Annotated in this window: 14 protein-coding genes and 1 riboswitch; of the genes, 3 read left to right on the top strand and 11 right to left on the bottom strand. The window is 69.2% G+C overall.

Annotated elements, in window-relative coordinates; translation table 11 throughout:
• Position 1: 1 nt before the first annotated feature.
• Positions 2-1306, bottom strand: coding sequence for a serine hydroxymethyltransferase (gene glyA, locus ABV606_RS08410; RefSeq protein WP_353987365.1), 1305 nt, complete (start codon positions 1304-1306; stop codon positions 2-4).
• Positions 1307-1320: 14 nt separating this feature from the next.
• Positions 1321-1401, bottom strand: a riboswitch (ZMP/ZTP riboswitch).
• A gap of 48 nt (positions 1402-1449) precedes the next feature.
• Here glyA and nagA point away from each other — a divergent pair.
• On the top strand, positions 1450-2607 hold the full coding sequence (gene nagA, locus ABV606_RS08405; RefSeq protein WP_353987364.1) for an N-acetylglucosamine-6-phosphate deacetylase: 1158 nt from the start codon (positions 1450-1452) through the stop codon (positions 2605-2607).
• 69 nt (positions 2608-2676) lie between these two features.
• Here nagA and ABV606_RS08400 read toward each other — a convergent pair whose 3' ends face one another.
• The 10 genes from ABV606_RS08400 to ABV606_RS08355 form a co-directional block, all read right to left on the bottom strand.
• Positions 2677-3873: an MFS transporter gene (locus ABV606_RS08400; RefSeq protein ID WP_353987363.1), complete on the bottom strand. Its 1197-nt coding sequence runs from the start codon at positions 3871-3873 to the stop codon at positions 2677-2679.
• Positions 3874-4024: 151 nt separating this feature from the next.
• A complete protein-coding gene (nagB, locus tag ABV606_RS08395) occupies positions 4025-4816 on the bottom strand; it encodes a glucosamine-6-phosphate deaminase (protein WP_353987362.1) in 792 nt (263 codons plus the stop codon).
• 6 nt (positions 4817-4822) lie between these two features.
• Positions 4823-7852, bottom strand: a complete 3030-nt coding sequence (locus ABV606_RS08390) for an FAD-binding and (Fe-S)-binding domain-containing protein (RefSeq protein ID WP_353987361.1) — start codon at positions 7850-7852, stop codon at positions 4823-4825.
• Complete coding sequence (locus ABV606_RS08385; RefSeq protein ID WP_353987360.1) at positions 7849-9192, bottom strand: hypothetical protein; 1344 nt, start codon at positions 9190-9192, stop codon at positions 7849-7851. Before ABV606_RS08385 ends, ABV606_RS08390 begins: the two co-directional genes overlap by 4 nt.
• Positions 9189-10307, bottom strand: coding sequence for a serine hydrolase domain-containing protein (locus ABV606_RS08380; RefSeq protein ID WP_353987359.1), 1119 nt, complete (start codon positions 10305-10307; stop codon positions 9189-9191). The genes ABV606_RS08385 and ABV606_RS08380 overlap by 4 nt, the downstream gene beginning before the upstream one ends.
• A gap of 65 nt (positions 10308-10372) precedes the next feature.
• Positions 10373-11539, bottom strand: a complete 1167-nt coding sequence (locus ABV606_RS08375; RefSeq protein WP_353987358.1) for an anhydro-N-acetylmuramic acid kinase — start codon at positions 11537-11539, stop codon at positions 10373-10375.
• Complete coding sequence (murQ, locus tag ABV606_RS08370; RefSeq protein ID WP_353987357.1) at positions 11536-12462, bottom strand: N-acetylmuramic acid 6-phosphate etherase; 927 nt, start codon at positions 12460-12462, stop codon at positions 11536-11538. Before murQ ends, ABV606_RS08375 begins: the two co-directional genes overlap by 4 nt.
• The gene (locus ABV606_RS08365) at positions 12459-13352 is read right to left on the bottom strand and encodes an ABC transporter permease (RefSeq protein ID WP_281488452.1); all 894 of its coding nucleotides are present in this window, start codon (positions 13350-13352) and stop codon (positions 12459-12461) included. Before ABV606_RS08365 ends, murQ begins: the two co-directional genes overlap by 4 nt.
• On the bottom strand, positions 13349-14317 hold the full coding sequence (locus tag ABV606_RS08360) for an ABC transporter permease (RefSeq protein ID WP_281488451.1): 969 nt from the start codon (positions 14315-14317) through the stop codon (positions 13349-13351). The genes ABV606_RS08365 and ABV606_RS08360 overlap by 4 nt, the downstream gene beginning before the upstream one ends.
• 70 nt (positions 14318-14387) lie before the next feature.
• Positions 14388-15941: an ABC transporter substrate-binding protein gene (locus ABV606_RS08355; RefSeq protein WP_281488450.1), complete on the bottom strand. Its 1554-nt coding sequence runs from the start codon at positions 15939-15941 to the stop codon at positions 14388-14390.
• Between the two features lie 192 nt (positions 15942-16133).
• Here ABV606_RS08355 and ABV606_RS08350 point away from each other — a divergent pair, with 192 nt between their 5' ends.
• Positions 16134-17852: an ABC transporter ATP-binding protein gene (locus tag ABV606_RS08350; protein WP_353987356.1), complete on the top strand. Its 1719-nt coding sequence runs from the start codon at positions 16134-16136 to the stop codon at positions 17850-17852.
• Positions 17849-18724: a MurR/RpiR family transcriptional regulator gene (locus ABV606_RS08345; RefSeq protein ID WP_281488448.1), complete on the top strand. Its 876-nt coding sequence runs from the start codon at positions 17849-17851 to the stop codon at positions 18722-18724. The genes ABV606_RS08350 and ABV606_RS08345 overlap by 4 nt, the downstream gene beginning before the upstream one ends.
• Position 18725: the final 1 nt, after the last annotated feature.

The raw sequence follows: 18725 nt of genomic DNA, 5'->3' as shown, positions 1-18725 counted from the left end.
ATCAGAGCCCCTGGTACAGGGGGAACGCGTCGGCGAGCGCCTTCACCCGTGCGCGCGCCGAATCGATGTCGGCGCCAGGCATCAACACCGACGCGATCACATCGGCGACCTCGGCGAACTCCGCATCGTCGAAGCCGCGAGTGGCGAGCGCCGGGGTGCCGATGCGAACACCCGAGGTGACCATCGGCGGGCGGGGGTCGAAGGGCACCGAGTTGCGGTTCACGGTGATGCCGACCTGATGCAGCAGGTCTTCGGCCTGCTTGCCGTCGATCGCCGACTCGCGAAGATCGGCGAGCACGAGGTGCACATCGGTGCCACCCGTGAGCACGTCGATGCCGGCGTCACGCGAGTCGGATGCCGTGAGCCGCTCCGCGAGCAGCTTCGCGCCGCGCAGCGTGCGCTCCTGACGGTCCTTGAACTCGGGCTCGGCGGCGAGCTTGAACGCGACCGCCTTCGCCGCGATCACATGCATGAGCGGGCCGCCCTGCTGCCCCGGGAACACCGCCGAATTGAGCTTCTTCGCGATGTCGGCGTCGTTCGACAGGATGAAGCCCGAACGGGGTCCGCCGATCGTCTTGTGCACGGTCGAGCTCACCACGTCGGCGTACGGCACCGGCGAAGGGTGCAGCCCAGCCGCCACCAGTCCCGCGAAGTGCGCCATGTCGACCCACAGGGTCGCGCCCACTTCATCGGCGATCGAGCGGAAGGCCTCGAAGTCGAGCTGTCGAGGGTAGGCAGACCAGCCGGCGATGAGCACCTGCGGGCGCACCTCGAGCGCCTTCTCGCGCACCACGTCCATGTCGATGCGCATGGTCTCGGGGTCGACGCCGTAGGCGTGCGCCTCGTAGAGGCGGCCCGAGAAGTTCAGGCGCATGCCGTGCGTGAGATGACCACCGTGAGCGAGCTCCAGGCCGAGGATGCGGTCGCCGGGCTTCGCGATGGCGTGCAGCACCGCGGCATTCGCCTGCGCGCCGGCGTGCGGCTGCACATTCGCGAACTTGGCACCGAAGAGCGACTTCGCGCGCTCGATCGCCAGGTTCTCGGCCACGTCGACGTACTCGCAGCCGCCGTAGTAGCGGCGTCCAGGGTAGCCCTCGGCGTACTTGTTGGTGAGCACCGAGCCCTGCGCCTCAAGCACGGCGAGCGGCACGAAGTTCTCGCTGGCGATCATCTCGAGGTAGTCGCGCTGACGGCCGAGCTCTTGCTCGAGGACCTTGGCGATCTCCGGGTCGACGACGCTGAGCGGTTCGTTGAACGTGGAGGGGAGGCGGTCGGACACGGAGTACTCCTTCACAGACACGGACATGACAAAACTAGTCGGGTGCGGGCCCAGGCGTGCGGCCGATCCGTGTCTGTCGCTCCCCGATGGTGACCCATCCGACGCCAGTCGCGACGACACGATTCTATGCCCGGATGCCGCGAACGCGCAGCAGTAGAGTGAAGCTCACGATGCGCACCGTCATCCACTCCGGCCGCCTCATCCGCCCCTCCAGCGACGAGCGGCACCCGGAGGCGTGGATCGTCTTCGACGAACGAGGCATCATTGCGCTCGGAGGCGGCGACGACTGGCGGCAGCACTCTGTCGGCGATGCGGTCGTGGTCGATGCTCGCGGGTTGACCCTCACCGCTGGTTTCGTCGACATCCACTGCCATGGCGGGGGCGGCGCCTCCTTCGACAACGGCGCCGACGCGATCCGCCAAGCGCTCTCGCTGCACCGCGCGCACGGCACCACCCGCAGCGTGCTCTCATTCGTGACCGCCCCGCTCGAGGTGCTGGAGCGGCGGCTGGATGCCGCGGCATCCGTCATGGCCGACGATCCGCTCGTGGTCGGGGTGCATCTCGAAGGTCCGTTCATCGAGCACGAGTTCCGCGGTGCGCACGACCCCGCCCAGCTGCGCGCTCCGAGCGCAGCCGCGGTGCAGCGGCTCATCGACGCGGGCCACGGGGTGATCCGCCAGGTCACCCTCGCCCCCGAACTGCCCGGTGCGAGCGAAGCCATCGCACTGTTCCGCGAGGCGGGCATTCGCGTCGCGATCGGTCACACGGGCGCCGATTTCAAGCAGGCGCGTGCCGCCTTCGAGTCGGGAGCGACCCTCCTCACGCACGCGTTCAACGCCATGCGCGGCATCCATCACCGCGAGCCCGGGCCGGTGATCGCTGCAACCGAGGCACCGGGTGTGACCCTCGAGCTCATCAACGACGGCGTGCATGTGCGACCGGAAGTCGTGCGGCTCGCGTTCGCCGGGGCGCCCGGCCGCATCGCGCTCGTCACCGACGCCATGGCGGCAGCCGGCTCGCACGATGGCGACTACGTGCTCGGCTCGCTGGATGTGCAGGTGCGGGAGGGCGTCGCACGCCTCCGCGACGGCGGCGCCATCGCAGGGTCGACACTGACCATGGATGCAGCGGTTCGGCGCGCGATCGAGGCCGGGGTGCCGGAGGCCGACGCCGTCGCCGCGGCGACGGAGACGCCGGCGCGCGCGATCGGTCTCGACCGTGCCGGTCGGTTGGACCCCGGTTCCGTTGCTGACGTGCTGCTGCTCGATGCCGAGTGGAACGTTCGACGTGTGTGGGCAGACGGTCGGGAGCTCACCCCGGCTGCCTGAGTGCTGCGCCGCATCGTGCTCCGCGCACGCGGCTGGGCGGGACGCCCCCGGTCGGCCGCAGCTCTCGGTTCAGCGCAGGGCGCCGCGCATCACCCGACGGTCGGTGATGAAGGCCACCACTGCGCTGAGCGCGAGCAGCACCGCCGCGGGCCACGGCACGGCGATCGCTCCCCCGGCCTCCAGCACCGCGGCTCCCGCGAGCGCCCCCGTGCCGATTCCGACGTTGAACGAGGTCGTGAGGAAGGCCGACGACACGTCGCGCACCCGAGGCGAGGCCACCCGCAAGAGTCGCGTCTGCAGCAGCGTGGGCAAGAGGCCCATGGTCGCGCCCCACACGAGCGCAAGCACGAACACCGGCCACTGCCACGAGGCGGTCAGCGCGAGCGAGACGATCGCGCCACCGGCGACGATGATCGCCCCGACGAAGGTGCCGCTCGGGTACCGGCGGCCGATGGTGCCCGCGAGCAGGAGCCCCACGGCCCCGGCAAGCCCGTAGAGCAGCAGCACGGTCGGCACGGCCGCGGCATCCAACGCTGGCACCTCGATGAGCCACGGCGCGATGTAGGTGTAGAACGAGTGCTGGCCGAGCATGATCAGGAGCGTCAGCACGCACACGACCACGACGGCGGGCAGCGTCGGGTCGCGGCGCACCGGGATGGCGATCTCGCCGGTGCGGAGCGGCACTCGGTGCTCCACCGGAGGAAGCAGCAGGCGCACGAGCACCGCGAGCACCGCGACGGTGACCGCCACCGAGGCGAACGCGAGGCGCCAGCCGAGCGCCTGCCCGAGCGCCGTGCCGAGCGGGACGCCCATGACGAATGCCGCCGTGCTGCCCATGTTGGTTACCGCGATGGCCTTGTTGAGCTGCGCACCGGTCACGAGTTGCACCGGGTATGCGCCGGCGACCGCCCAGAAGACACCGTGCGCGAGCCCCGCGATGACACGGGCCACGACGAGCACCGTGTAGTCGGGCGCGAGCGCCGCGACCAGGTTCGAGGCGGCGAAGAGCAGCAGCACGGTCACGATGAGGGCGCGGCGCGAGTACCGGCGGGTGAGCGCGGTGAGCGGCGCGGCGCTCACCACGACGGTTCCCGCGAAGATCGTCACGAGCAGTCCGACCTGTGCCTGGCTCACGTTCAGCTCGCGAGCGATGTCGGGCAGCAGGCCGGTGGGCAGGAACTCGCTCACCGTGCAGCTGAAGATCGCTCCAGCGAGCACGAGAAGGGCCGGCCAGGGGAAGCCGCCGGTACGAACAGGCGCGGACATTGCCTTGCTTTCAGAGGACAGGGGAACGTTGTCGCCGTTCAAGCGGGATGCCGCGAGGCGCAGCATCCCTTCCAGCTTAAGACTCTGCTCGCCCGTCCTCTGCGCGCCTGCCCCCTGCGGGCGAGTGCTCAGTGCTGCATCGGAGTGCTTCTCAGACCGCTGCGCTGACCGCGCGCTCCGGCTTCGTGTTCCACGCGTGCCGGTAGTACTCCGTGTACTGCAGCTTGCTCGCGGCGGCCTCATCGATGATCACCGTGGCGTAGCGGTGGCCCTGCAGCACGGATGCCGGCATGACCGCTGCCATGGGGCCCTCCACCGCCGCGGCGATCGCGTCGGCCTTGTGCTCGCCCTGGGCGACCAGCACGACCTCGCGTGCGTCCATGATCGTGCCGAGCCCCTGCGTGAGGCACAGGGTCGGCACCTGGTCGAGCGAATCGAAGAAACGGGCGTTGTCGGCACGGGTCTGGGGAGCGAGCGCCTTCACGCGCGTGCGGGAGCCGAACGATGATGTGGGCTCATTGAAGCCGATGTGCCCGTTGCTGCCGATGCCGACGATCTGCAGGTCGACACCTCCGGCCTGCTCGATCGCCTCTTCGTAGGCCTCGCACGCCGAGTGGAGATCGGCCGCTCGGCCATCCGGCACATGCACGCGAGCGGGGTCCATCGACAGCCGCTCGACGACTTCACGGTGAATGACGCTGTAGTAGCTCTGCGGGTGCTCGAGCTCGATTCCGACGTACTCGTCGAGCGCGAAGCCGTGCGCCCGCGACATGTCGAGCTCGCCTCTCGCCACCGCGTGGGCGAGCTCAGCGTAGATGCCCAGGGGCGAGGACCCGGTCGCGAGGCCGATTGCGGCCGTCGGCTTCCGCCGCACGAGGTCGATGATCTTGCTGGCGGCGATGCGACCGATTTCGGCGGCATCCTCACAGATGACGATTTCCATTTCGAACTATCTTCCCCGATCGGTTCGTATTGGTCTGACAGGGCCCTGAGCCGGCCTGACGCCATCGCCGACCACATCAGGGGCCGCAGAAGGTGTCGCGGATGCCGAGAGCGTAGCGACCGTCGCGGCGTCCACTCGCGCGTCGACCGTGCGCGTCGACTCTTCGAGCAGTTCCAGCACGTGCCGGTACGGCCTTCCCGTCGCACGGGTCATTCCCAACTCGCAGGTGCGGTTGCTCGACGCATAGGCCTCGAAGTCTTGCGCTGCGACAGTCGCGGCTTCGGGAGCCGTGGCTGCGGCAGTGAGCTCCGGATGCAGCAGGCCCCGGTCGCCCGCGAAGCCGCAGCACCCCCAATCGGCAGGCACCTCGACCTCGTCGGCGATTCGGGTGGCGATGGCAACCGTGCTCGACGTCGTGCCGAGGCGATGCGAAGAGCAGGTGGGATGCACGACCATCGATGCGATCGGCGCGGTGACCTCGAGCTTCGGCAGCACGTGCTCGGCGACGAACGACACCGCGTCGACCACTTGCAGCCCCGAAGCGCCGCCTGCGAGCGAATGTTCGACGCCGCCGGCACTTTCGTTCGCGGGCTGCTCGGCGACGGGAGGCCCCGCAGCATCCGACGCGATCATCGCCATGAGTCCTTCAGTGCACGAAGACGCATCGCACACGACCGGGAGCGCGCCGCCCTCGGTCGCCTCGGACAGAGCGTCGCGCACGCGCTTCCGCATGGACTCGAAGCCGCGTGTGAACCCTTTCGATCGCCAGGGCGTGCCGCAGCAGAGGCCCTCGATCGTGTCGGGCACACGAACCGGCACGCCCGCCCGCTCACAGAGCTCGATCAACGCGCCCGCAGACCCCATGCCCCGCTCGCCGTCGCTCCCCTGCTCAGCGCCGAACATGGTGCCGATGCACGCGGCGAAGAACACAGCCACCGGCTTCTCGGCCTGCAGGGCCGAGCGTCTGGGACCGCCGGCGGGCATCGGTCGACGGTATTCCGGAACCCGTTCAGCGCCCAGCACCGCCCTCGCCGCGCGACTGGCCCCAGTCACGAGCGGTTCGGGCATCCGATCGGCGACCGTCAATGCGACCGAACCCGCACGGGCAACCCTTCCCCATCGGCGCGCGGCGCTCGACCACGCGGCCTGCTCGAGGCCTCCGACCCGCTCGGCGCGCAGGCGCTTGACGAGAGCGCCGGTGTCGATTGCGACTGGGCACGCGGTCTGGCACATGCCATCGGCGGCGCAGGTCTGCTCGCCGTCGTACTCGTACTCGCGCTCGAGCTGCCGAACGAGGCGCTCATCACCGCGGTGCTCCGCGGCTGCCAGTTCGCGCCTGAGCACGATGCGCTGCCGTGGGGTCAGCGTGAGGTCACGGCTCGGGCACACGGGCTCGCAGTAGCCGCACTCGACGCAGCGGTCGACTTCCTCCTCCACCGGCAACGCCGACTTCAGGTCGCGCACATGCGCGTCGGCGTGCCCAGTGATGATGACACCGGGGTTGAGTACTCCGCGAGGGTCGCAGAGCCGCTTGAGCTCGACCATGAGCGCGTACAGCTCGTCGCCGTACTGCTCCCGCACGAACGGCGCCATCATGCGACCCGTTCCGTGCTCGGCCTTCAGCGTGCCGCCTTCCGCCAGCACCAGCGCGACCAGTTCGTCGGTGAACGCCGGGTAGCGGTCGAGCCCCTCACGGTCTCCGAACCGCTCGGTGAGCATGAAGTGGATGTTGCCGTCTTTCGCGTGACCGAAGATCACGCTGTCGCGGTACCCGTGACGGTCGAACAGCACGCTGAGCTCGCGGCAGGTGCGGGCGAGCGCCTCGGGCGGCACGGCGATGTCTTCGAGCAGCGCGGTGGTGCCCTGCGGGCGCGACCCGGCGACCGCCGCATAGAGGCCCTTGCGGATGTGCCAGAGCGCGGCTCGCGACGATACGTCGCGCGTGAGCCGGGCGGGCACCGTCAGGGGCAGCGCGTCGAGCACCGGCTGCCCCGCGGCCACGAGCGCGTCGAGTTCACCGTCGGTGGCGGCTTGGAACTCCACCAGCAGGGCGGCGTGGTCGGCGACGGTGAACCTGCGCAGTCCTTCCTCGGCGAGCGCATCGAGCTGGGCCACCCTGAGCGAAGCGGCGTCGAGCAGTTCGATCGTCGCGAAACCGGCCTCGATGAGCGCCGGCAGTGCCGAGGTGGCCGACTCCAGGTCATCGAAGTACAGCAGCCCCGTCGCCGCATGCGGCAGCAGCGGAATGGTGCGCATGGTCGCTTCGGCGACGAAGGCGAGGGTGCCTTCGCTGCCCACGACGACGTGCGCGAGCATCTGCGCCGGTGTCTCGTGGTCGAGAAGGGCGTTGAGGCCGTAGCCCATGGTGTTCTTTCGGGCGAACTGCGTTCGCACCGACTCGGCGAGCGCGGGATCGCTGAGCAGTGTCTCGCGGATGCCGAGCAGCCCCCTGTAGAGCTCGGGCTCCTGCTCGCGCAACTGCTCGTCGGCATCCGGTCTGCTCGTGTCGATTACCGTGCCGCTCGGCAGCACGAGCGTTGCGGACTCGAGCGTGCGGTAGGCGTTGTCGCGGATCCCGCACGCCATGCCGCTGGAGTTGTTGGCGATGACGCCGCCGATGGTGCAGGCGGCCTCGCTGGCAGGATCGGGACCCAGCTTTCGGCCGTGCCGTGCCAGCCAGGCGTTGGCCTGTCGCACGGTGGCCCCTGGCTGCACTCGCACCCGCCGACCGTCGTCGAGCACTTCGATGCGGCGGAAGTACCGGCGGGTGTCGATGAGCACGCCGTCGGTGACCGCCTGCCCGCTGAGGCTTGTGCCGCCCGACCGGAACGTGATCGGGGCATCGGCGGTCGCCTCGCTGAGCAGGCGTGCGACCTCCTCGATGGTCGACGCGCTCACCACCGCTTGCGGGGTGAGCAGGTAGTGCGAGGCGTCGTGCGCGAGCGCGAGTCGATCGGTCGCGCGGCTGCGCACGCGCCCGGGCGCGGCGGCTTCGAGCCGGTCGAGCAGAGCTGGGTCGGAGGCGGCGAGTGTCACTGTGGTCCTGGGCCTTTCGAGGCGGAGCGAGCGGCTGCGGTGGACGAAGAAGTCGTCGGCGCGGATGCCGGAGCGAGGAGCACGAGCACACAAGCGAGCGTGGCACCGACCGCGGTGAGCACGAACAGGCCGGTGCCCACTGAGCCGGGCACGAGCGCGATCGCTGCGACCGGGAGCAGCGCTCCCCCGCCGGCTCCGCACGCGACGAGCAATCCGGTTATCCGTTCCGCCTGGGCATCGCTGACCGCGGCGAGGCCCACGCCGAGGATCACGGCGTAGCACGGGGCCAACGCCAGGATGGCGGCGCCGATGAGCAGCACCGCGATGATCGGTTCCTCGACGACGCTGAACGCGGCTGCCGCCATGAGCACCGCCACGATCCCGAGGTTCGCAGCGGCGTAGCGCCGCGGGTCGCGGGCCGCCCGCAGCAGCAGCCATGCGATGCCGCGACCGAGGGCCATGAGCGCCCAGAACGCCGAAGTGCCGAGCGCGGCGTGGGCGGGAGTGAGCTCGAGAAGCTCGGACGCGAGCACAGCCGACCATCCTGAGACGATCGTCTCGATGCCGACGTAGAGCGCCAGGGCGACTGCGACCGACGCGAGCGCGATGGCCAGTCCCCGGCCTCCCCGGCCAGCGACAGCGGGCGATGCAGGGGCGGGCGGCTGGGTTGCAGCGTCGAGGCCTGCTCCGCGGGCGGTTCGGCCGTGCGAGTGCACCGTGGCACGCATCGCGATGAGCCCCGCCGCGACGTGCACAGCGGCCACGGCTGCCAGCAGGAGGGCACGGGCGTCGAACGGGGCGAACACGACGATGAGAGGGCCAAGCGCGGCGACGGCGGCGACGGTCGCGGTGAGCGCCGTCAGCAACCGGGCGGTGCCGGCATCCGCGATGCGCTTGGCGACGATGCTGCCGCCGGCCTCGCCGAGGCCGAAACCGACGCCCGCGACGGCGGCAGCCGTGATGAAGAACGGCGGCTGACTGGCGGCGGCCATCGTCGCCAGTGCCACTGCTTGCAGCCCCGCACCGAGCGCCAGCGTGCGAAGCGGCGTCAGTCGTGACGCGATCACCGTCGTGAGCAGCACGCCGAGCAGCAGGCCTCCGAATAGCGCAGGCACAGCAGGCAGATAGGCATCGATCGGCGTGGCCGCGGCAGCCGCGAGCGCGGGCAGCACTGCCGGCACCGAGGCGGCAGTGCCGCCGAGCCCGGCGAACGCGAGGAAGACCGCGGCCGTCGAGACCCGCGGTGGCACGGCATCGGCGCTCACCGCCGGGCTTGCCCCGGTGGGCGTGCGCGATTCGGCCTGCTCTTCGTCGAGCTCGTCTCGTCGGTGTGCACTCATCGCACGGCCTCCGCATGCGTCGTGGCGAGGGCGCGGCCCACTGGCCGCCAGAGCTCGTCATGGCTGAGCGGCTCCACTTCGGGGGCGTGGAGCAGCCGGTTTGTGCCGACCGCCACGACGAGGTGCAGCGAGGGCACCAAGGTCAGACTCGTGCCCGTGAACCCCGGATGCCAGAGCACCTCGACGCCTGTCTCGTCGATGGTCCGCCGACGCAGCCCTAGGGCTTGCGTCTCGTCGGGCCCAGCGCTGAAGAAGGCGTCACGCACCGTCGCGCCGCACCACGGGTCTTCGTGCAGCAACTCCCGGCCGAGCGTCAGCAGGTCGCTGATCGGCGCGAATAGACCGGCGTGGCCGGCAGCGCCCCCGAAGGCGTGGAAGGCGTTCCCGTCGTTTGCCTCGCCCACGAGCAGCCGCCCACGCCACCCGCCGAACGACGTGTCGTCGTACGGCACGGGGTAAGGGTTCCGGGTGCGAAGCATCGTCTGCTCGGCGGCGTCGCCGAACGCACTGGCAGCCGCATCCCGTCTCATCTCATCGAGCACGAACGCCGTGCCGGTCATGCCCAGCGGTCGCAGCACGAGCGCGTCGAGCGCTTGCGGCAGACCGTCGCCCGTCACCTGCTCGATGACCATGCCGAGCACCATGAAGCCGAGATCGGAGTACCGATGCTCGCGGCCCGGCTCATAGCGCAGAGGCAGTTGCAGCACGGCGTGCCGCGGTTCGCGCGCCTCGCAGTACAGCGGCCACCACTCCCACATTCCCGCTCGATGCTGAAGCAGCAGGCGCGGGGTGATGTCGTCTTTGCCTGCCCCTCGAAACTGAGGCAGGATGCTGCGCACCGGGCGGTCGAGGTGCAGCAGCCCCTCGCCGGCAAGCGTCATCACTGCGGCGGTGGTCACAACCTTTGTGACGGATGCCAGATCGAATGGAGTGACGTCGAGCATCGGCGGTGCGCCCCCGCCGATCGGGTCGTCACCACCCTTGCCGTAACCCTCGCCGCCAGGTTCCTGACCACTGCCGGAAGGCAAGCGCGTGCCACGCGCGACGACGGCCGAGCCGGCGCTGTTCGCCACCCCGACCACGGCGCCGGCCGGCCCACGAGTTCCGATGGGCATGCCCGAAGCGATGGCTTCGGCCAGGGCCGCCGGTTCCGATATCGCCGGGTTCAATTCAGACTCGCTCAGTGCGCCCGCAGCACCAGCGCCGCAGGCGCGATCGCTGCCGCGGGCACCACGAACCCCTCGCGTCCAGGGGTGAGCGCGCCCAGCACGCTCGCACGGCCCGCCCCGGTGCAGCTGGGGACGATCGCCGGCACAGCGTGCAGTGACGCCCAGCCGAGCAGGGAGAAGGCGATCGCCTCCTTCTCTCCGGCCGGAGCACCGAACTCGTCGGTGCGCCGAATCGTCACGCCCGGCAGCGCATGCTCGAGCCGCTTCATGAGGTGCGGGTTGGCGCAGCCGCCACCAGAGGCCACGAGCGTGGTGACTCCGGCGCGCCGCACATCGGCTGCGACGGTTCGCGCAGTGAGTTCCGTGAGGGTGGCGACGAGATCGGCGAAGGGCACCGGTCGTCCGTACCGCTCGAGCGCGGTGTCGATGTAGTCGGGGCTGAAGAGCTCCTTGCCGGTGCTCTTCGGAACCGGCAGGCGGTAGTAGGGCTCTTCGAGCAGTTGCTCGAGGAGGGCTTCATCGATGGTGCCGGATGCCGCGATGGCGCCGTCGCGGTCGAAACCGTCGTCGATCCCGTTCGCAGTGACAACGGCGTCGATCAGCGCGTTCGCGGGTCCGATGTCGTACGCGTACGGCTCGGCATCCGGAGCGATCACCGTCATGTTCGAGATGCCGCCGAGGTTCAGCGCGGCCGCCGGCTCGCCCAGTCCACCGAGCAGCAGGGTGTCGAGGTACGAGACCAGCGGTGCCCCGTGCCCACCGGCGGTGATGTCGCGGATGCGCACATCAGCGAGCACCGAGATACCAGTGCGCTCCGCGATCCACGCGGGCTGACCGAGCTGGAGTGTGCCCAGCGCCCGATCGCCGTCGACCCAGTGGTACATCGTCTGGCCGTGCGAGCAGATGAGGTCGACCGCGCCGGCTGCTCCCTCGATCGCGCTCTCCGCTGCTGCTGCGAACGCCTGGCCGATGAGCGTGTCGAGTTCGCACACTTCGCGCATGGTCGTCTGCGCGGGCGGCAGCGCGTCGATGATCCGGCGGCGCAGATCGCCCGCGTAGGGCGTGCTGGACGTGTGCTCGACGGTGCCGTGCAGCGTGTCTCCCTCGAGCCGGAAATCGACGATCGCGGCATCGATGCCGTCATGGGACGTGCCGGAGATCAGACCGAGAACCCTCACGCGCTTGCCTCCTGACCGCTCGCGATGGCGGCTTTCAACCTTCCACCGGCCGCGTCGAGGAGTTGAGCCGCCTGCTTCGCATCGACGCGGAGCTCGAGCATGAGCACGGCGAGCTTCACGCTTCCGCCGCACTCGGCGAGCGCGTTGAGCGCGCGGTCACGAGTGCTGCCGGTGATGGAGGTGATGATGCGCACGCTTCGCTCGCGCAGCTTCGAGTTGGTCGCGACGAGGTCGACCATGAGGTTGCCATACGTCTTGCCGAGCCCGACCATGCTGATGGTCGAGAACATGTTGAGCACCATCTTCTGGGCGGTACCGGCCTTCAGCCGGGTCGAACCGGCCACGAGCTCCGGTCCGACGATGACTTCGATGGACCGCTCCGCGACCGCGCCGAGTTCGGTGTCGGTATTGCAGGACAGCCCGGCGGTGAAGGCGCCGAGCTCTCGGGCGCGACGCACCGCCGCGATCACGTACGGGGTGCGCCCGCTCGAGGCGATGCCGATCACGCTGTCGAGCGGCCCGACCCCTGCCGCATCGACCGCGGCCGCGCCTTCGTCTGCGTCGTCTTCCGCGCCCTCGACGGCTGAGACGATCGCGGTCGCGCCACCGGCGATGAGCGTGATGACCTGATCGGGGTCGGTGCCGAACGTGGGCGGGCACTCGGATGCGTCGAGCACGCCGATGCGTCCGGGGGTCCCGGCACCCACATAGATGAGCCGGCCTCCCTGGCGCATGCGGGCGACGACCTCCTCGATCGCCGCGGCGATGTCGGGCACGGCTCGCTTCACCGCGGTCGCGACCTCGGCGTCGAGCTCGTTCATCAGCGCGGTCAGCTCGAGCACCGTGAGTTCGTCGATGCGAGCGAAACGCGGGTCGGCGAGCTCGGTGACGAGGGTGTCGAGACCGGAGACGGCCTGGGTCATTTGGTTCCTCTGTTCCTCGGGTCGAGCGCATCGCGCAGGCCGTCGCCGAGCAGGTTGAGCCCGACGACGAGCAGGATGATGACGGCGCCTGGCGCGAACATGGTCCACGGCGCGAAATTGACGAGTGTGCGGGCCTCGAAGATCATGGCGCCGAGCGATGCCGCGGGCGGCGGCGTGCCGAGCCCGAGGAAGCTGAGCGACGCCTCGGTGAGCACCGCCCACGACAGCGAGAGCGTGATCTGCACGATGACGATGGCGCCGATGTTGGGAAGGATGTGCTGCCAGATGATCGCGAAGCGACGCATGCCGACCACGGTCGCGGAGCGCACGAAGTCGGCTTCGCGGAGCGAAAGCACCGGGCCCCTGGCCACGCGCACGAAGATCGGCGCGTAGACGATCGCGATCGCCACCGCGATCGTGAACCAGGTGCGGTCGAACGCCGAGGCGAGCGAGAGCGCAAGCAGCAGCGGCGGGAATGCGAACAGCACATTGGTCACACCGCTGATCGAGCGGTCCGACCAGCCGCGGAAGAACCCGGCGATGAGCCCGCCCGCAGTGCCGATGATGGCGGCGAATGCGACCGCCACGACTGAGATCAGCAAAGAGTTGGCGACGCCCGACGCCGTGCGCGAGAGGATGTCGCGGCCGAACTGATCGGTGCCGAACCAGTGCTCGCCCGACGGGCCCTGCAGGCGCACTTCAGGGCGCTGCGCGATGGGGTCGAACGGAAGCAGGTTGAAGACGGAGAGCAGCCCGAGCGTCACGACCGCTCCGGTGAGCAGCAGTCCGATCAGCCCGCTGGGGCTGCGAAGGATGCCGGCGAGCACCGAGCCCCGGCCCTTCGCGGGCGCCTGCAGCGCCGTGGTGTCGACGGTGACCTCGGCGCTCATTGCGCACGCACCCTGGGGTCGATGACCCGGTAGAGCAGGTCGGTGAGCAGGTTGATGATCACGAAGCTGAGTGCGATGACGAGCACGGTGCTCTGTACCACGGCGTACTCCTTCTGCTGGATGCCGATGAGCACCTGCCGGCCGATGCCGGGAATGGAGAAGATCTGCTCCACGACGACCGCGCCCCCGAGCAGGTAGCCGAACTGCAGACCGGTCATCGTCACGATCGGCACGAGCGCGTTGTGCAGCACGTGCTTCAACTGCACACGGACCGGACCCGCGCCCTTGCTGCGCGCTGTACGGACGAAGTCCATGGAGCGCACCTCGAGCAGGGCTGAGCGAGCGGTGCGCATGATGGGCGCCGCCAGGCCGAAGCCGAGCACGAGGGCCGGCATCAGCATCTGCTGCAGGTTCAGCCACGGATCTTCGGCGAAGCTCGCGAACCCGCGAGCGTTGGGGTTGTAGCCGAGCATGGACGCCGAGAGCGCGAGCATGGTCGAGCCGAGCAGGAATGCCGGGATCGACAGGCCGGCGAGGCCGACCGTCTGACCGAACGCGTCACGGAGCGAGTTGGCGCGCGAGGCCGAGAGCATGCCGAGCGGCACGCCGATGAGCAGGCCGATGATGATCGAGAGCACGGCCAGCTCGAAGGTGATCGGCAACGAGTCGGCCGTCATCTCGAGCACCGACTGGCGCGACCGTGACGAGTAGCCGAGGTTGCCCGTCACGACATTGCCCAGCCACGAGAAGAACTGCACGACGAGCGGTTGATCCAGGCCGTAGTACGCCTCGAGCGCCGCTCGCTGGGCGGGAGTCAACGCGGCGGCCTCGATGCCCAGCGTGGCGCTGATCTGGTCGCCGCGAGTCGCGCGCAGCATGACGAAGACGAGCACGGCCACCCCGAGAAGGGTGAGCGCCGCTTCTGCCAGCTTTCGGGCGATGGGGTGGCGGGTGATGGTTCTCATGGTTCCAACCGGGGCTCCCCGGTGCCGTCTGTGGAGTCGTCAGACGGCACCGGGTTCGCCGGATCTCGGGTCAGTTGCTGACCGTGGTGGAGCGGAGGTTCTGCAGCGACCCGTTGGCCATCGGCGTGAAGCCGTCGACCGTGTCGGTCGTCGCGGTGTAGGTGTAGCTGGTGAACAGCCAGATCCACGCCGCGTTGTCCTCGAGGTGCTGCGAGATCTCGTCGTAGATCGACTTGCGCTCGTCGGCGTCCATGGTCGCCTTGCCCTCAGCGAAGAGCGCGTCGAGCTCCGGCGAGTTGTAGCCGGCGACCTGGTTGAGGTTGCCCGTGCTCGGGAAGTAGCGGCCGTACATGCCGTCGGGGTCAGGACGCCCGCCGTTGAGCGCGACAGCGGCCTCGAAGTCGGCCGCGATCCAACGGTCGACGTACGCGCCCGCCTCGAGCACCTCGAGGTCGAGGGTGATGCCGGCCTCCGCGAGCTGCGCCTGCAGGTTCTGCGCCTCGTTCACCGAGGTGGCGTACGAGCCCTGCGACACGATGGTCTTCACGGTGACGCCGTCAGCCATGCCCGCCTTCGCGAGGTACTCCTTGGCCTTGTCGAGGTCGCGTTCGGGGCACGGGCGCGCCTCGGGGTCGGACTTGAACGCGGGTGACGTGATGGGGCCGGTCACTTCGCCTTCGCCGAGGGCGGCGGTGTCGAGCACCTGCTGCCGATCGATCGCGCACTGCATCGCGAGGCGCACGTTCACATCGGTGAGCGCACCCTTCGTCGCGTTGAGCTGCAGCGCGTGGTAGCTCAGCTGCGGGGTTCCGACGACCGAGATCCCCGAGCCCTCCGCGGTCTTCGCGACGAGCGGGTCGTTGAGCACCGCGAACTGCACATCACCCGACTGCAGCGCCGACACGATCGACGTCTCGTCGGCGATGATGCGGAACTCCAGCGAGGAGAGCGATGCGGCGTCGCCCCAGTAGTCCTCGTTGGCCTCGAGCTTGATCGACTGGTTGGGCGTGCGGTCGACGTACACGAACGCGCCGGTGCCGTTCGGCTCGGTGTTGAGGTCCTCCTCGGTGTCGTCGGAGGAGAGCATCGCCACGTTGACGTTGGCGAGATTCGCCATCAGACCGGCATCCGGCGCCGACAGGGTCAGCGTCACCGTGAGCGGGTCGACGACCTCCACGTCGGTCACCGAGCCGATGCTCGCCGCTGCCACCGCGGCGGTCGCCTCGTCGCGGATGAGGTCGAGCGAGTGCTTCACATCGTCGGCGTCGAACTCGCTGCCGTCGTGGAAGGTCACGCCGTCGCGCAGCGTGAGCGTCACCTGGGTCCCGTCTTCCGACGGCTCCCACTTCTCGGCAAGGCCGGGCACGACGTTGAGCTCATCGTCGAACTGGGTGAGGGTGCCGTAGATGTTCTCGAGCACATTGACGGCCTGGAACTGCGTGGCCTTCCAGGGGAAGAGCGTGTCGGGGTCGGCCGTGATCGCGGCGACCAGCGTGCCGGAGCCGCTCGTCGACTGGGGGTCAGGCTCATTTGCGCTGGAACACCCGGTGACCATCAGCGCGAGCGCTGCCGGGCCCGCGAGAATGGCGAGACCAGCTCGCTTCCGGGATGGGCGAAACGTCATTGTTACCTCCGCTATCGAATGGTTCGTCGCAGAACGACATCGGTACGGTGCAAGGCGGCAGTACCGAACTGAAAGGCACGTTAGCGCAAAAAATTTTCCCGATCTACTGTTTTCTTGTAATTCTTTTTCCTATCCTTGGGTGACCGTCCCGAGTGACACGTTCACGCGACTGAAGAGAGATAAGGGCCGCCGATGACGTCGACCACGCAAGACACGACCGCCAAGAGCACAGCGCTCGGCGCCGCGGGTCCGCTGCTGACCATCGACGACCTGAGCGTGGAGTTCGCGATGGGCGGCTCGACGGCATCGGCCATCCGCGAGGTCGGGCTCGAGGTCCACCCGGGTGAGGTCGTCGCCGTCGTCGGCGAATCGGGCTCGGGAAAATCGGTGACCTCGCTCTCGGTGCTCGGCCTTCTGGCCTCCAACGCGCGGGCGAACGGCAGCATCCGGTGGCGCGGACGCGACCTGCTGGGCTCCAAGGAGAGCGAGCTGCGTTCGCTGCGCGGCGAGGAGATCGCGATGATCTTCCAGGAGCCGATGACCGCGCTGAACCCGGTGCACACCGTCGGCGCACAGATCATCGAAACGCTGAGACTGCACCGGCCGCTGTCGAAGGCCGAGGCCCGCAAGCGGGCGATCGAGCTGCTCGGCATGGTCGGCATCCCCTCCCCCGAGACTCGTGTCGACCACTATCCCCACCAGCTCTCAGGCGGACAGCGCCAGCGCGCCATGATCGCCATGGCGATCTCGTGCGAGCCGAAGCTGCTGATCGCCGATGAGCCGACCACCGCGCTCGACGTGACCGTGCAGGCCGAGATCCTCGAGCTCCTTCGCTCACTGCGCGAGCGGCTCGACATGGCGATCCTGCTCATCACGCACGACATGGGGGTCGTCGCCGACCTCGCCGATCGGGTCGTGGTCATGCGCAACGGCGAAGTGGTCGAAGAGGCCGAGGTGCACCGACTGTTCGAAGCGCCCCAGCACGAGTACACGCGGGCGCTGCTCGCGGCGGTTCCCCACCTGGGCCAGACCCTGCAGACGAACGAGCGCGACGCCTCTCCGGATGCCGGCGCCGAATCCCGCGATGCGGCGACCGAGCCGGCGCTCGTGCTCGAGAACATCGTGGTCGAGTATCCGGGGTCACGCGGCAAGGAACCGTTCCGAGCGATCGATGACGTGTCGCTCACGGTCGCCGCCGGCGAAGTGGTGGGACTCGTCGGCGAGTCGGGGTCGGGCAAGTCGACGCTCGGCAATTGCGCCGTCGGGCTGGTGCCGGCGGCATCCGGCAGGATCCTGCTGCACGGCACGGATGTGACCGCGCTCTCGCCCGCGAAGTTCCGGCCGCTGCGCCGCGATATCGCCATGGTGTTCCAGGATCCGGGCTCCTCGCTCGACCCGCGGCGCTCGATCGGCGACAGTATCGCCGAACCCATGCGGGTGCACCGCACCGCTCGCGGTGCCGAACTGGAACGACGGGTCGCGCAACTGCTCGATCGCGTGCGCATCCCCGCGGCTTGGCGCAACCGCTACCCGCACGAGCTGTCGGGCGGCCAGCGCCAGCGGATCGGCATCGCGCGAGCCCTCGCGCTCAAGCCGAAGCTCCTGGTGGCCGATGAGCCGACCTCCGCGCTCGATGTCTCGGTGCAGGCTTCGGTGCTCGACCTCATCCGTGAGCTGCAGAGCGAACTGCGCTTCTCGTGCCTGTTCATCACGCACGACCTCGCGGTGGTGGAACTGCTCGCGGACCGCATCGCCGTCATGCGCAGCGGTCGACTCGTCGAGCTCGGAACGACGCAGGAGATCCTGCGCGCCCCCGAAGAGGAATACACTCGTCGCCTGATCGCATCTGCCCCGGTACCCGACCCGGTCGAGCAGCGAATGCGCCGAGAAAGGCTGGTGCTCGCACCGTGACCGATTCCCGCACCCTGTTCGTGCGGATCCGCGCTGCGGTGCCCTCGCTGCGCCCATCCGAACGGCGTATCGCCGAGTTCGTTCTCGAGCATCCCGAGCAGGCCGCGTCGCTCTCGATCACCGATCTCGCGGAGGCGTGCTCGACGTCGACGACGACCGTCGTGCGCTTCACGAAGAGGCTCGGGTACGACCACTACCGCGAGCTGCGCATCGACCTCACGCGTGAATCGACTCGCGAGACCCTCGAGCGCAATGCGCCGCCCGAGATGTCCAGCGACATCAACCGCACCGACACGCTGCCCGACATCATCGCGAAAGTGGCGATGAACGAGACGCTCTCAATCGGCGACACCGCGCAGGCGATCGATGTCGTAGCGCTCGAAACCGCCATCAGTGCGTTGGCCGGCGCCTCGCGCATCGATATCGTCGGCGTGGGCGCGAGCGCGTTCGTGGCCGCCGACCTGCAGCAGAAGCTCATCCGGATCGGCTTCGCGGCGTTCGCCTGGCGCGATGCGCACTCCGCGTGGACCGCGGCCTCACTGCTGGATGACAAGGCCGTCTGCATCGCCATCTCGCACTCGGGAACCACGATCGACACTGTGAATGCACTCCGCATCGCAAAGGAGTCCGGCGCGACCACCATCGCCATCACGAACTTCGGCGGGTCGACGCTCGGCGAGGAGGCCGACATCCTGCTGACGACAGCCGCTCGCGAGACGCAGTTCCGCTCGGGAGCGCTCGGCAGCCGCATCGCGCAACTCATGGTGGTCGACTGCCTCTTCATCGGCGTCGCCCAGCGCGCGTACGACGAGTCGCTCTCGGCTCTGCACCGCACCTACCGCGCGGTGCAGAGCCGCAAGCTCGACGCCTGAG

Source organism: Ruicaihuangia caeni (assembly GCF_040536845.1).
Classification (GTDB): Bacteria; Actinomycetota; Actinomycetes; order Actinomycetales; family Microbacteriaceae; genus Ruicaihuangia; species Ruicaihuangia caeni.
This window is presented reverse-complemented; position numbering and strand designations above follow the sequence as displayed.

Coding starts and splice junctions, on each gene's coding strand:
- glyA (WP_353987365.1), bottom strand. CDS start 1,306: ATGTCCGTGTCTGTGAAGGAGTACTCCGTGTCCGACCGCCTCCCCTCC.
- nagA (WP_353987364.1), top strand. CDS start 1,450: ATGCGCACCGTCATCCACTCCGGCCGCCTCATCCGCCCCTCCAGCGAC.
- ABV606_RS08400 (WP_353987363.1), bottom strand. CDS start 3,873: ATGTCCGCGCCTGTTCGTACCGGCGGCTTCCCCTGGCCGGCCCTTCTC.
- nagB (WP_353987362.1), bottom strand. CDS start 4,816: ATGGAAATCGTCATCTGTGAGGATGCCGCCGAAATCGGTCGCATCGCC.
- ABV606_RS08385 (WP_353987360.1), bottom strand. CDS start 9,192: ATGAGTGCACACCGACGAGACGAGCTCGACGAAGAGCAGGCCGAATCG.
- ABV606_RS08380 (WP_353987359.1), bottom strand. CDS start 10,307: ATGCCCATCGGAACTCGTGGGCCGGCCGGCGCCGTGGTCGGGGTGGCG.
- murQ (WP_353987357.1), bottom strand. CDS start 12,462: ATGACCCAGGCCGTCTCCGGTCTCGACACCCTCGTCACCGAGCTCGCC.
- ABV606_RS08365 (WP_281488452.1), bottom strand. CDS start 13,352: ATGAGCGCCGAGGTCACCGTCGACACCACGGCGCTGCAGGCGCCCGCG.
- ABV606_RS08360 (WP_281488451.1), bottom strand. CDS start 14,317: ATGAGAACCATCACCCGCCACCCCATCGCCCGAAAGCTGGCAGAAGCG.
- ABV606_RS08355 (WP_281488450.1), bottom strand. CDS start 15,941: ATGACGTTTCGCCCATCCCGGAAGCGAGCTGGTCTCGCCATTCTCGCG.
- ABV606_RS08350 (WP_353987356.1), top strand. CDS start 16,134: ATGACGTCGACCACGCAAGACACGACCGCCAAGAGCACAGCGCTCGGC.